The 12836-nt window shown below is 73.4% G+C and carries 11 protein-coding genes; 6 read left to right on the top strand and 5 right to left on the bottom strand.

From position 1 onward, the window contains the following. Positions 1-222: 222 nt before the first annotated feature. Complete coding sequence (locus AXW62_RS41440; protein WP_159060958.1) at positions 223-1689, bottom strand: Ppx/GppA phosphatase family protein; 1467 nt, start codon at positions 1687-1689, stop codon at positions 223-225. Positions 1690-1903: 214 nt separating this feature from the next. On the opposite strand from AXW62_RS41440, the gene AXW62_RS26035 reads away from it, so the two are divergent. Continuing rightward, the gene (locus AXW62_RS26035) at positions 1904-2320 is read left to right on the top strand and encodes a CBS domain-containing protein (RefSeq protein ID WP_060946652.1); all 417 of its coding nucleotides are present in this window, start codon (positions 1904-1906) and stop codon (positions 2318-2320) included. A 641-nt stretch (positions 2321-2961) separates the two neighbouring features. Continuing rightward, the gene (locus AXW62_RS26030) at positions 2962-3765 is read left to right on the top strand and encodes an alpha/beta fold hydrolase (RefSeq protein WP_060946651.1); all 804 of its coding nucleotides are present in this window, start codon (positions 2962-2964) and stop codon (positions 3763-3765) included. 212 nt (positions 3766-3977) lie between these two features. On the opposite strand, the gene AXW62_RS26025 is transcribed toward AXW62_RS26030, so the two are convergent. Next, entirely contained in the window at positions 3978-4196 is a 219-nt protein-coding gene (locus AXW62_RS26025; protein WP_030837692.1) for a hypothetical protein, read from the bottom strand. Positions 4197-4881: 685 nt separating this feature from the next. On the opposite strand from AXW62_RS26025, the gene AXW62_RS26020 reads away from it, so the two are divergent. The 3 genes from AXW62_RS26020 (at position 4882) to AXW62_RS26015 (ending at position 6288) form a co-directional block, all read left to right on the top strand. Further along, positions 4882-5424 carry a DUF1360 domain-containing protein gene (locus tag AXW62_RS26020; protein ID WP_060946650.1) on the top strand — a complete coding sequence of 181 codons (543 nt, stop codon included), beginning with the start codon at positions 4882-4884 and terminating at the stop codon, positions 5422-5424. Positions 5425-5565: 141 nt separating this feature from the next. Next, on the top strand, positions 5566-5718 hold the full coding sequence (locus AXW62_RS45190) for a hypothetical protein (protein WP_214516875.1): 153 nt from the start codon (positions 5566-5568) through the stop codon (positions 5716-5718). Between the two features lie 207 nt (positions 5719-5925). After that, on the top strand, positions 5926-6288 hold the full coding sequence (locus AXW62_RS26015; RefSeq protein WP_060946649.1) for a hypothetical protein: 363 nt from the start codon (positions 5926-5928) through the stop codon (positions 6286-6288). Between the two features lie 44 nt (positions 6289-6332). On the opposite strand, the gene AXW62_RS26010 is transcribed toward AXW62_RS26015, so the two are convergent. From AXW62_RS26010 to AXW62_RS26000, 3 genes are all read right to left on the bottom strand, one after another. Beyond that, complete coding sequence (locus tag AXW62_RS26010) at positions 6333-6542, bottom strand: hypothetical protein (RefSeq protein WP_060946648.1); 210 nt, start codon at positions 6540-6542, stop codon at positions 6333-6335. Positions 6543-6827: 285 nt separating this feature from the next. Next, complete coding sequence (locus AXW62_RS26005; protein WP_060946647.1) at positions 6828-7943, bottom strand: AI-2E family transporter; 1116 nt, start codon at positions 7941-7943, stop codon at positions 6828-6830. Between the two features lie 318 nt (positions 7944-8261). Further along, positions 8262-11483, bottom strand: a complete 3222-nt coding sequence (locus AXW62_RS26000; protein ID WP_060946646.1) for a bifunctional cytochrome P450/NADPH--P450 reductase — start codon at positions 11481-11483, stop codon at positions 8262-8264. Between the two features lie 382 nt (positions 11484-11865). On the opposite strand from AXW62_RS26000, the gene AXW62_RS25995 reads away from it, so the two are divergent. Continuing rightward, the gene (locus tag AXW62_RS25995) at positions 11866-12576 is read left to right on the top strand and encodes a PAS domain-containing protein (RefSeq protein WP_370682934.1); all 711 of its coding nucleotides are present in this window, start codon (positions 11866-11868) and stop codon (positions 12574-12576) included. Positions 12577-12836: the final 260 nt, after the last annotated feature.

Genomic DNA, 12836 nt, shown 5'->3' with positions numbered 1-12836 from the left:
CTCGAAGTCGGCCGCGGTGTCAGGGGCGTCGTCGTGACGGCGGCGGGCGCGTGCGGGTGCGGATACGGCGCTCATCGGTGTCGTCTCTCCTCCCTGCTCTTGCTGTACAGCGGAGCGGGAGGCCGGCACGGCGCGTCTGGGGCTCACAGCGCGCGGCGCGCGCCTCCCGCCAGATGTGCCTGCTTTCCGAAGCACCTCGGTCAGTCACTCTTCTAGCCGAGATCACTGAGGGCAAACCGTTGTTTTCGAGAGGGGGGAGGTCGGCGCGGCGCGACGGGGGGAGGGAAGCGCGATGACGGAAGGTGCTTGCGGGGCGAGGGCGATGAGGCGCTCCAGCAGCACACCCTCGCGCAGCGCCCACGGGCAGATGGTGAGCCGCTTCACCCCCAGCACCTTCATGACGGCCTCCGCGACGACGGCACCGGCCAGGGACTGGTGCGCCCTGGCGGCGGAGATACCGGGCAGCTGCGCGCGCTGGGCGTCGGACAGCGTGGCGAGCCGCAGGGGCCAGGGCCGCAGATCGTCGCGGCGGAGGGCGTGGGTGCCGGGGCCGCGGCCGGTGGCGGCACCGGACGCGCCGGACGCGGGCACGGGTGTCCCGGTGAGACGTGCCAGCTGGGTGAAGGTCTTGGAGGTCGCGACGTACGAGGTGGGCGTCGGCTGCTGGCGCAGTTCGGCGGTGGCCTCCTCGATGACGGAGCACACATGGCGGCGCAGCTCCTTGACCGTCCGCTTCTTCACCGGGGTGTGGTCGGGGAGATGGCGGCGGGTGAGACGGCCGGCGCCCAGCGGCAGCGAGAGGGCGATCGCGGGCTCCGCGTGGCCGCCGTAGGCGATCTCCAGTGAGCCGCCGCCGATGTCGAGGAGCAGCATCCGGCCGGCGGACCAGCCGTGCCAGGCGCGGGCCGCCAGGAAGGTCAGCCGGGCCTCTTCCACCCCGCTCATGAAGGTCATGCGCACCCCGGTGGCCGCTTCCACCTCGGCGAGCACGGCATCCCGGTTGGTGGCGTCCCGCACCGCCGAGGTGGCGAAGGGGACCAGCTCATCGACCTCATGGGCGGCCGAGGCCGCGGCCGCCTCGGTCACGGCGCCGATCAGGCTCTGGACGGCATCGGGGTGGATCACTCCTTCCGCGTCGGTCGCCTCGGCCAGGCGGACCGGCCGTTTCAGCGTTGTCACCGTCTCGGGCGGACCGCCGGGCGCCAGATCGGCGATCTTCAGATGGACGGAACGGGAACCGATGTCGAGTACTCCACAGCGCATCTGTCGAGACTGCCCCACCGGTGGGTCGCCAACCCTTGAGAACGGATGTGCCCATCCCGGAAGGGGGCCCCTCGCGGCCGACGGAATGCGCGGGGTCGAGTGGTCCGTCAGCTGGTTCTGGTCACCGGCCTGAGGTCGGTTCAGAAGCCTCGCCATGACGCGGTCCAGTGCCTGGATGTCCTCCGGGGGCAGGGCCAGCAGGGCGTCGGGCGGGGTGGTGAGGATGTCGATGGCGCGGGCCGCCGCCACCTGGCCCTCCTCCGTGAGGTGGACCGGTTTCGACCGGCGATCGGCGGGATGGGTGATGCGCTCGGCGAGGCCGCGCCGCACGAGGTCATCGACGATGACGGTGGTGTAGGGCGGATCGGCGCCCATCCGCTCGGCCAGTTCCCGCAGGGTGATCGGGCCGGCGTCGAGGCGGCGCAATCGGATACATGTCCCCGGGGAGTGGCTGGTGCCTGAGCCGACGCTCAGGTGGGCCACGACAGGCCGACGCCGGAGCGCCGAGGGCCACGTCGGCAGGCATGAGAAGCGGCTGCCCCGGGCACTCGGCCGCTGATCCGCAGTGACGTCCCCGCGCCGCGCGGAACGGAGCGGGGAGGCATCACCTGAGAGAGGCATCACCTGAGAAGGGAGAGCGATGACGACCGCACGAGCGATCATGACGCCGGGGGCCGAGTGCGCCGGGGCCGAGGACACCGTCCTGGACGCGGCGCGCAAGCTCACCGAGCTGAAGGTCGGAGCGCTGCCGATCTGCGGCACCGACAACCGGCTCAAGGGCGTGGTGACCGACCGCGACATCGTGGTGAAGGTCCTCGGCCAGGGCAAGGACCCCGCTCGGACGAAGGTCGGTGAGCTGGCTCAGGGGGAGGCGGTGACCATCGGCGCCGACGACGACGCGGAGGAGATCTTCGCGACCATGAGCCACCACAAGGTACGGCGGCTGCCGGTCATCGACGGGCACGATCTGGTCGGCATGGTCGCCGTGGCCGACGTCGCCCGCGCCCTGCCGCATCCTGAAGCCGGGGACCTCCTGGAGGCCCTGTCCAACGACTGACCGGTGTCGTACGGCAGGCCCGGTCCGGCGGGGCGTGGCCACATCGCCCGGCGCATCCCGCGCATCCCGCGCACCCCGTGCCCTCCGTGCCGCTTCCGGCACGCCGCCGTGGGGCTGCCTGATGAGCCGCCGCATCGAGCGAGCCCGGAGCCGTATCTTCACCGGTAGCCGGTAGCCGGTAGCCGGTAGCCGGTAGCCGGTAGCCGGTAGCCGGTAGCCGGTAGCCGGTAGCCCGTAGCTGGTAGCCCCGGGCCCGCTCCGTGCGCTCTCCGGCCCGCGGGACCGGTGCCCGGCGCGTGGTCGCCCCGTTCGGCAGCCACCGATGGCGCGGGTGCGCGGGCGAAGGCCGGGAGACCGGCGGGCGGTGCGGGGACGGCGGGCTCCGTCGGCGGGCGCGCGACCGTGCGCTGACCGCTGACCGCTGACCGCTGACCGCTGACCGCTGACCGCTGACCGCTGACCGTTGGCCGCTGCGCGTCCGCGGCTGGTTCCGGTGCGGCGGGCGCCACGGCTCCCAACTGCACGGCGGCGAAACGCACTTCAGGAGACGACGGCTCCGGGCCGAGGCGCGGCGACCCGGAGCCGACAGGCCGTAGAGTGGCGCCTGCGACGGGAGATGTGGACCGGACGAGGAGGGGTCGATGACGAGCGCGCCCGTGCACGTGACCGTCTGGACGGACGGCGGCGCCGACAAACCGACGGCGGTGTTCGTCCACAACGTCATCACCTGGGGGGACGACACCGCCTACGGTTTCGCGGCACAGCGCCCCCTGGCCGCCCACGCCCGGTTGCTGCTGATGGACCGCCGCGGTTACGGGCGCAGCCCGGACACCGAGCGCAGTGACTACGCGGTGGACGCCGAGGACATCATCACCCTGCTGGGCGACGGGGCCCATCTGGTCGGACACGGCTACGGTGGCGTCGGCGCGCTGCTGGCCGCCTCACAACGCCCGGACCTGGTGCGGTCGTTGGCCCTCGTCCAGCCGGGAGCGCTGCGTGTGGCCGACCACCATCCGGTGGTGGCCGAGGCGCTGGCCCGCGCCCGCCAGGGCACGGCGGACCTCCCCGAGGACCTGTCGCCGCAGGACTTCTTGCGCGCCTCCACCGAGGGGCTGGGACTGCCGATGCCGGAGCCCACCACGGCGCGGCTGCGTGCCGCGCGCACCTCCATGCGGGAACGCCCGTGCTGGGACGCGGACATCCCGTTGCGGCCGATCGCCGACGCGCCGTGGCCCACTCTGCTGGTCTCCGGTGACTGGGCCGGCGCGCCGGAGCTGTACCGGCGGTACGCGGGTGAGCCGCTGATCGCCTGCGCCGAGGTCATCGCCGAAACGGTCGGCGCCCGCCATCTGCGCGTGCCCGGGTTCTATCCGCACACCCAGCAGCCGGAGCTGGTCAACCAGGCCCTGCTGCGGCTGTGGGACGGCGCGCCCACGGACACCTGACACGGCCGTGCTGGTGTCACCCGCGCCGGTGCCACCTCCATCGGGATTCCGCGAGGCGCGGCCCGGTGGCACGGCACGGCGATGTTCCGCTGCCCGCCTCCAGCGCCACGGGGGAGGGGCTCCCCGGCTCCCCGGAGAACCCGCCATCGGAGGGCTGAGGTGCTCCGGAGGGCTGAGGTGCTCCGGGGGCCGGGAAGGCGAACGGGAGCGGATCAGGGCATCCGGCACGAGCTGGAGTCCGACCCGCCCAGCAGATTGACCGGGACGGTGACGAAGGAGAACTCGTTGCTGGCGCACATGCCGGGGAAGGTCGTGGCGCTGGAGTTGGCGACGGTGACATCGGGCCCGTCGTCCGCGGCGGCGCCGGCCGCGCCGACGGCGAGGGACGCGGCGGTGAGGGCGAGCGTGGACAGGGCGGTCCGGATACGCATGGCAACTCCTTGCTGGGGATGAGCGGCCGGAAATGACCGGCTTCGCATGCATAGTGCCCCTTCCGGGCGGGGATCGCGGCTCAACCTCCCTCCAATGGAGGACATCTTCCCGCCTAGGAGTTCACGCCGAGTTCCGGGTTCCGGACCGAGGCCGGGCAACCGGACCGGTTGTTGACCAGGTGAGACCGGGTGGCGCGTGGGCGGAACCCGCTGTGCCGGTGTCGCTCGTGCGGCGACGCTCCCGCGGACGGCGCGAGCCTCCCGACCGGTCCCGCACCGCGCGCCCATGACGGGACTCCGCGCTCGTTTCGTTTGCCGTGCGTGCGGGCGGGGACCCGGCGCGCATGAGCGCAATGTCACGCCGCCGCCGGAGCAAGCAGAACCGAGTGCGGTGGCTGCTGGACGGTCGGGAACGGGCGCCCTGGGCCGATCCGGTGATCGACGCCGGGCGGGCGGGGGCGCGGTCCCTGCCGTTGGGCCGCGGTCGGGACGTGCCGCACGGCAGGTGGCTGGGGCATCCGGTGGAACGTGCGCGGCCCCGCCACCACGCCCCAGCCCGCCTCCGGCACCGGGATCCTCGACGGCCACGTCGAGGTGCGCCTGCGCCGGCGGGTTCGGGCCGAGGACGCCACACACGACGCAGTCACGGACCGGCACCGGACCGGGACGGAAGAGGGCACCACCGATGGGCACGGCGGCCGACAACTGCCTCGGAGCACGGCTGCGCGGGTTTCTCCGCCGTACCGCGCGGGAGTACTCGTTCAGCCACGAGCTGCCGCTGGGCGGCTATCTCACGGCCATGGCGGGGTTCGGCGGGTATACGGCCGCGTGGGCCGCGGCGGTCCGGCTCAGCGGACGTCCACTGCCCGAGCGGCCGGAGCCCTGGGACGTGGCGCTGACGGCCATGGCCACGTTCCGGCTCAGCAGACTGCTGAGCAAGGCGTCGGTGACCAGCCCCCTGCGCGCTCCCTTCACCACGTACGTCGGCTCCCAGGGCCCGGCCGAGCTGCATGAGGAGGCCACCACCGAAAACGGCAAGGAGATCGTCGGCGAGCTGCTGACCTGCCCCTTCTGCATGAGCGTCTGGGTGGCCTCCACCCTGGGCGCCGGTCAGTTGCTCTGGCCACGGGCGACCCGGGCCGTGATGGGCACGCTCGCCGCGCTGGCCGGAGCGGACGCGTTGCAGCTGGCGTACGGGGCGTTGATGGACAAGGCCACCGGCGAGTGACGACACCGGCTGGACCAGCGGGGCCGGGTCTGACCACCGCCGAGCGTGACCACCTCTACCGGATGGCCGGGCTGGCCTCTGCGGACGCCGGTCCGATCCCCGAGCACATCCCGCCGGGCATGCGCCGGGTGCTGCACCGGGGTGCTGCACCGGCTCGGGAACGTCGCGGGCGCCGTGTTCACCGCGGACTGGCGTGGCCCTCTCGACGAGAGCGTCGCGGACCGGGCCGCCGAGGCCGCCGCGGCCGCCGCGCGGGCCGGGGTGTTCGTACGGGCCGAGGGGCCCGGGGAGTGACCGCCGCACCGGGGTACGGCTTCGGGACACCGGCCGCGGAACACGCCCGGCCACGGGCTTCGTCGCCACGTTTCGGCCGCGGCCACGTTTTCGGCCGTATCCCGCACTCGGTGCGAGCGACCGGGAGGAAGTCCTGTGTTCGAGATCAATCCACTGCTTTAATTGGAGTAGCTGATCTTCGGTTCCTGCCCTCGGAAAGGCACCCTGATGTCCCCCGTCCTCTTCCAGCCCCGCCCGCGTTCCGAGGCCCCGTTCGAGGCTGCCGGTGACGTCCTGCGCGTCATATCCGACCCCCGCACGCCGGTGTTCGTCACCGTGCACGCGAGTGGACGACGCCGGTACGGCTACTGGCAGCCGTACGACTCCGCCACCAACAGGGGAGGCTGCTACGTCGCGCTGCCGACCCCGGTGTGCGACAGGTTGCACTCCGAGGGGCGGATCATGCTCGGCGATCCCCTGGTGGATCCGGCCAAGACGACGTACCGCGTCTGGCCCACCCGCACCCCGGCCACGCCGATCCGCATCCCGGTGACCCCCATGCACGCGGCGGCACAGACGCTCGCCGCATGAGCCGGAGCGCGGCGGCGGGCCCAGGAGCCCGCCACCGGGGCTGTTCAGCGGGGCTGGACGACCGGGGCGGCCACGCGGCCGGCGGCGGTGCCGTCGGTCCGTAGCAGCGGCCGGCTGTGGTCGTTGACGGCATCGACCGACCGTACGGTGCTGCCCTCGGGCAGGTCCGGCATCGTGCCCAGCCGGTGCGGGCCGCCGCGCGGATCCCACACCGCGGGGACATCGGCGGTGCTCGTGTACGCCGTGGCGCGCACGACGGGCGCGCGGCTCCCGCCAGGCGGGCCCGTTCCGCGCTCCGCTCCGCCCGGCGGCGGACGGGGCCCTCGTCGCACCAGCGCGGCACACCATGTGGCGCGTCGCCCGCCGCGTCGTCCCCCGCTCGCCCCTCGACGCCAGCAGATGGCCGTCCAGCGGTCCCTCGCCGCATGCCGCGTCGTCCCCCGTTCACCCCTCGACGCCACGGGCCCGGCGGGCGGCCGAACGCGCCCCGGCACTGTCGGGACGCGGCCGGGCGGTCGCGCCGCGACAGCGGCGGCCCGTTACGACGGGGCGGTGGCACCGGCGGGCCGCTCGTCGGTCTGCGGCTCCTGCGGCGGGTCGCTCAGCTGCTCGCGCAGATAGTTCCAGACCACCGCGAACAGCGCGGCGACCGGTACCGCGAGCAGACTGCCCACGATGCCGGCCAGGCTGCCGCCCAACGTCACCACCAGCAGGACCACCGCCGCGTGCAGGCCGAGCCCACGGCTCTGGATCATCGGCTGGAGCACATTGCCCTCGAGCTGCTGCACCACGACGATGATCGCCAGCACGATCAGCGCATCCGTCAGGCCGTTGGACACCATCGCGATGAGGACCGCGACGAAACCGGCGAACAGGGCCCCCACGATCGGCACGAAGGCGGAGACGAAGGTCAGCACCGCCAGCGGGAGCACCAGGGGTACGCCCAGGATCCACAGGCCGAGGCCGATGAAGACGGCGTCGAGCAGGCCGACCAACGCCTGGGAACGCACGAACACGCCCAGCGTCTCCCAGCCTCGGGCGGCCACCACGGGGATGTCGGTGGCGAGCCGGCCGGGCAGCTGGCGCGTGAGCCACGGCAGGAACCGCGGGCCGTCCTTGAGGAAGAAGAACATCAGGAAGAGCGCCAGGACGGCCGTGACCAGGCCGTTGACCACGGTGTTCACCGCCGTGACGACGGTGGTGACCATGCTGCCGGCGCTGTCTTGCAGACGGGAGATCGCGGCGTCGGACGCCTGCGTGATCTGGTCGTCGCCGATGTTCAGCGGCGGCCCGGCGGCCCAGTCCCGCACCCTGTGGATGCCTTCCACCACACCGTCGGTCAGCTCGCCGGACTGGGACGCCACCGGGACCGCGATCAGCGCCACGACGCCGGTGGCCACCAGCAGGAACGCCACGGTCACCGCCGAAGCGGCCGCGGCGGGTGGCCATCCGTGGCGGCGCAGGAAACGGGTCGGGGGCCAGGTCAGCGTGGTGAGGAGGAGGCCGATGACCAGGGGCCAGACGACCGACCACATGAGGCCCAGGAGCCACAGCGTCACTGTGGCCATCCCGAGGATCAGCAGCAGGTCGAGCGAGACGCGGGCCGATGCGCGGAGTGCGGTGCGGGTTTTCGCGGAACTGAACGTGGGAGGCATGGATCACCCGTACCACATTCCTGCCGCGTCATCGCGGCTACCAGGGAACTCCCTGGAATCACACGCCTGCTGACGGGCACTCAGCAGCGCCCCCGCCACACCGGAGCTCGGGTTCGGCCCGGTTGACGGGGGAGCGGGGGAGCGGTAGGAGCGGGGGAGGCTGGGCGAGGCCGGCCCCGTCACCGCGGCCGGCCTCTTCCGGTTTCTCCGGGACGACCCCGCGGATCCCTGTTCGGCGTGGACCTCTTGCCGGACGTGGAGCCGTCCGGCAAGCGCGGCGTCCGTCGAACGCAGGCCCTCCGCGTGGTGGTTCGCGGCTCAGCCGGCCGCGTAGACGTCCTCGATGTAGCGGCCCTCGGCCACCAGCGAGTCGAGCCACTCGGCGGCGGCCGCGGCGTCGGCGCCGGGAGTGCGCTCCAGGTACATGGCCCGGAAGGTGTCACGCACGCCCGGGGCCATCCGGCCGCCGTCGCCGCACACATAGACCCTGGCGCCGGCGCCGAGCAGCTCCCAGACCTCGTCGGCCTCGGCGGCGATCCGGTGCTGGACGTACTTCTGGTCGTCGACCGGGGCCGCGCTGAAGGCCGGGCGCATCCGGACCGCGCCGGCCAGTTCGGCGGTGCGCAGTTCGGCGGCGTGCAGGTAGTCGGCGTCCGGCGCGTCGCAGCCGAAGTAGCAGAGCGCCGGGGCGAGCTTGGTGTCGTTCACCGCGAGGGCGAGCCGGTCGGCGACGGCACCGCGGAAGGGGGCCAGTCCGGTGCCGGCCGAGACCATGATGACCGGGGTCTGCGCGTCGTGGCTGATCCGGAAGGCCTCGCGGCACGGCTGGATCCGGGCGTACACGGTGTCCCCGGCGCGGACGGTGTGCAGATAGCCGGAGCCGGTGCCGCGGAAGTCGCCCCGGCCCGACCGTGCGGGGGCCTGGAGCAGGGAGACCATCAGATCGACATGGTGCGGATCGTTGGCCGGGGAGGACGAGACCGAGTAGTGGCGCGGCCGGATCGGGGGCAGCAGCTCCAGCAGGACCGGCCAGGTCAGCGACTCGCCCAGCGCGGGGTTGTCCTCGATGACGTCGAGCAGGGTCCGGTGGTCCGCGGCGAGGGCTTCGGCGTCCCCGGCCAGGGCCTCCAGTGTCTTCCGCTCGGGCGGGCAGGGGTTGAGGCCGGCGAGGACGGCCAGTTGACCGGCGGTCGGGCGGTCCTGCAACTCGACGTACCGGGTGAGCAGTTCGCGCACGGTCACCGGCCGGTCGACCGCGATCCCGCCGCGGTGCGGGCGGTTGGCGGAGATGGCGAGGACGGTGTCGAGGCCGACGCGCAGGATCCGGGCGGCGCGTTCGACCAGGGCCGGGTCGTTCGCCGGGAGCACGGTGAGGTGGTCCGCGGTGCGGTACGTCATACCCTCGGGCAGCGCCAGGCGGACGAAGCGCTTGCTCCGCGGATGGCCCGGACGGGTGAGGGCGCCGGTCTCGGTGACGGTCATCGCCGTCATGCCGTGGCGTTCGGCCAGCGCGTCCAGAGGGCCGCCGGTGACCTCGGTGACCGTGTACGCCGGACCGTCCGGCGCCGCCTCGGGAGCGGCGCCGACCGTGGCGGGGTCGCCGTACCGCTCCAGGACACGGGTGCGCAGCGCGGCGGTGAACGCCTTGACCGCGCCGGTCAGGTCGCCGGAGGCGTCGCCCTCGGCGCGCTCCAGCAGCCGGGTTCCGCCGAGGGCGGCGAGCCGGGCGTCGATGAGGGTGGGGATGTGCTGGTAGGTGGCGGACCAGTTGCGGTCGCCGACGCCGAGGACGGCGTAGGTGACGCCGTCGGCGGCACCGGGCCCGGCGGTCTTCAGCCACTGGACGAAGGCGGACGCGTCATCGGTGGGCTGTCCGTTGTACGAGGCGGCGGTGATCACGACCGGCCGGTCGGTGGGCAGCGCACCGGTGTGGGCGTCGAGCGGGGCGACGGCGGTCTCGCAGCCGAGCGCCGCGGCGGTGTCCGAGAGCTGCTCGGCGAAACCGCGGCAGGTGCCGTAGTTGGAGCCGTGCAGCAGGAGCATCCCGGTCCCCTGGCGCACCCGGGCGGGCAGGGCGGTGTCCTCGGCCGGTGCCTCGTCGCCGGGCACGGCGGCACCGGTGGGCAGGGCGGCGCGGTTCGCCTCCCGGTCGGCCGTGGTGCGCCGGGCGAGTCCGAGGGTGAAGCCCTCGGGCTTGATGGTGAGCGTCTGCTTGATGCGCATCCGGTAGTCGGCGTGGTCGAGCAGCCGGTAGCGGTGCACCAGCATGCCCAGCAGCATGGTGGCCTCGTGCAGCGCGAACTGCCGCCCGATGCAGGCCCGTTCGCCGGTGCCGAACGGCTTGAAGGCGTGCGGGGACCGCGCCGCCTCCGCCTCCGGGGCGAACCGGGAGGGGTCGAACAGCTCGGGGTTGTCGCCCCAGACCGGGTCCCGGTGCAGCATCGGCGTCAGGACCGCCGCCCACTGTCCGGCACGCATCGGGATACCGCCCAGGACGGTGTCGTGGCGGGCCTGGCGCGCGAACCCCGCGGCCGGCGGGAACAGCCGGAGCGTCTCGTTGAGCACCTGGTGGGTGTAGCGCAGTCGGCCGATGTCCTCGAACGTCGGCTCGGGGTCGGGGTCGTCACCCCACAGCTCGTCCACCTCGCGCTGCACCAGCCGCAGCGCCGCCGGGTGCTTCACCAGGTTGTACAGGGCGAAGGACAAGGTGCCGGAGGTGGTCTCGTGCCCGGCGATCAGGAAGGTGATGACCTGGTCGCGGATGTTCGCCCGGTCCAGGGTGGTCCCGTCCGAGGGGTGGGTGGCGCCCAGCATCAGCCCCAGCAGGTCCTCGTTCTCCGGGGGTACCGCGCCCGGAGCGGTACGCGCCGCGATGACCTCGTCGACCACCGAGGCCATGAAGTCGGCATCGGCGCGGAACGCGGTGTCGGTCTCCGTGTAGTCCACGCCCGGGGTGCGGCTCTGCCTGGTCATCGCCCAGTACAGGCAGCGCACCAGGGAGTCGACGAAGGGGTGCGGTTCGTCGCGGGTGAACGAGCCGAAGTCGAACCCGAAACCGGCCAGGCCGATGGTGTCCAGGGTCATCCGCGTCATGTCGTCGGGCACGTCGACCGGGGTGCCGGCGGCGCAGCGGCGGTCCCACGCCTCGATCAGGCGCCGGGCGACGCGCAGCATCACCGGATGGTAGGTGCGCATCGAGCCGAGGGCGAAGGCGGGCATCAGGATGTCGTGCGCCTTGGCCCAGTTGGGTTCGTCGCTGTACGCCGTGAACAGCCCGTCGTGGGCGAACTCGCGGACGCTCTCCAGCGACGGCCCGACGGCCTTGCTGAAGCGCTGCTCGTCGGAGAGCTCGGTGACCAGCTCCAGGCCGCTGACGAAGAGGCTGTCCTGCCCCTGCCGACGCTGGACGAAGGCCGGGCCGTACTGCCGGGCCAGTTCGATGCTCTGCAGGATGGGCGTGTCCGTCGGAGCGCCGGTGACGTCGATGACGGGGATTCCGTCGCGGCTGTCGGACGGCGGGGGGAGCGGGGACGAGGACATGGAGGCAAACCGCCTTCTGTGGATCGTGGGGGTAGGAAACCGGCCGGGAGACGGTCCCGGCGGCCTCCTCAAGCCTCGTGCCGCACGGGCACCGGTGGACGCCACGGTGCTACATAATTGTGTAGTGGGCCGAGGTGTTTCGGACTTGCCTGGGCGGCTCCCAGGCGCTAAGGCCCGCTGTCACAGGGGGCGTTCGGCCGCGGGCCGCGGGCGGTGTCGGGTGCGGGGGCATCTCCCAGCGGTGGCCGGGGAGCGTCGCACGGCGGTGGCCGGGGGAGCGTCGCACGGCGGAGCATCGCCCTCGTGGCGGGCACGGCGAGGTGCCGTACCAGGCGTCGGGAGCAGTCGCGCCCCCTGCGCCGACAGGCCCTGGGAGGACGTCATGGCGGAGGAGCGCGGGATGGATCTGCGGGCGAGCGGGCTGCCGGGCGACGCCCCGGTGGCGGAGACATGGCGCCAGGAGGCGATCACCTGGCGCAATCGCGTCATGCTGCTGCTCGACCGGCTGCCGCTGCCGGTCGCCCTCTGCGACGCGGACGGCGTCATCCTGCTGGCGAACCCGGCGATGGCCGCCGAATGGGGCATGCTCTCGGGGCAGATGCGCGGCCGCAACGCCCTGGACTTCTTCCGCCCGCGGGCCACGACCCGCCTCCATCCCATCGGCGAGGCCGTGCGGCTGGGCCGCAGGTCCCGTTATCCGGTCGAGGTGACCTGGTCCACCGCCGGGGGTGTCGAGCGCCACGGCGAGATGGACGTCGACCCGGTCAGCGACACCCCGGACGCCCCGCCGGCCCTGCTGTTGCTGCTCCGGGTGCTGGGCGAACGTACGGACCCTCCCGCCGGGGACGTGGCCGAGCGGCCGCGGGTGAGCGAGACCGAGGCGCGGATCCTCGCCCTGACGGCGGGCGGTGTCACGACCGCGCGGGTGGCCAAGGCGGTCGGCCTGACCGTGGACGGGGTCAACTACCACCTGGGGCGGCTGTCCCGGCGCTGGGGTGTGTGCGGCAAGACGGCGCTGGTGGCGCGGGCCTATGCGCTGGGCGTGCTCGACCCCGGGGCGTGGCCGCCGGCCGTTGCCCCGGAGGTTCGCTGACGCTCGTCCGGCAACCGGCCGGTCGGGAACGCTCCGAACCGATCAGCCCACCGCGGATCGCGGGGCTCGGCGGGCCACACCGGCGTCCGCCCGGTGGTCCGCGGGCTCCCGGGACGGACCACGGCCCCTTTCGGCGTCCGGCTGGTTGCTGAACCCGGCCACGCCGTCCAGCGGGGCCAGGACCCGCGTCTTTCGGGTAGTAGGCGGCGGCGCGGCCGCGGGCGGTCGGGTACGGAACCGCCGCGAGGTCCTCCGTGAGG

Source organism: Streptomyces hygroscopicus subsp. hygroscopicus (assembly GCF_001553455.1).
Taxonomy (GTDB): Bacteria; Actinomycetota; Actinomycetes; order Streptomycetales; family Streptomycetaceae; genus Streptomyces; species Streptomyces hygroscopicus.
This window is presented reverse-complemented; position numbering and strand designations above follow the sequence as displayed.

Coding starts and splice junctions, on each gene's coding strand:
- AXW62_RS26035 (WP_060946652.1), top strand. CDS start 1,904: ATGACGACCGCACGAGCGATCATGACGCCGGGGGCCGAGTGCGCCGGG.
- AXW62_RS26030 (WP_060946651.1), top strand. CDS start 2,962: ATGACGAGCGCGCCCGTGCACGTGACCGTCTGGACGGACGGCGGCGCC.
- AXW62_RS26025 (WP_030837692.1), bottom strand. CDS start 4,196: ATGCGTATCCGGACCGCCCTGTCCACGCTCGCCCTCACCGCCGCGTCC.
- AXW62_RS26020 (WP_060946650.1), top strand. CDS start 4,882: ATGGGCACGGCGGCCGACAACTGCCTCGGAGCACGGCTGCGCGGGTTT.
- AXW62_RS26015 (WP_060946649.1), top strand. CDS start 5,926: ATGTCCCCCGTCCTCTTCCAGCCCCGCCCGCGTTCCGAGGCCCCGTTC.
- AXW62_RS26005 (WP_060946647.1), bottom strand. CDS start 7,943: ATGCCTCCCACGTTCAGTTCCGCGAAAACCCGCACCGCACTCCGCGCA.
- AXW62_RS26000 (WP_060946646.1), bottom strand. CDS start 11,483: ATGTCCTCGTCCCCGCTCCCCCCGCCGTCCGACAGCCGCGACGGAATC.
- AXW62_RS25995 (WP_370682934.1), top strand. CDS start 11,866: ATGGCGGAGGAGCGCGGGATGGATCTGCGGGCGAGCGGGCTGCCGGGC.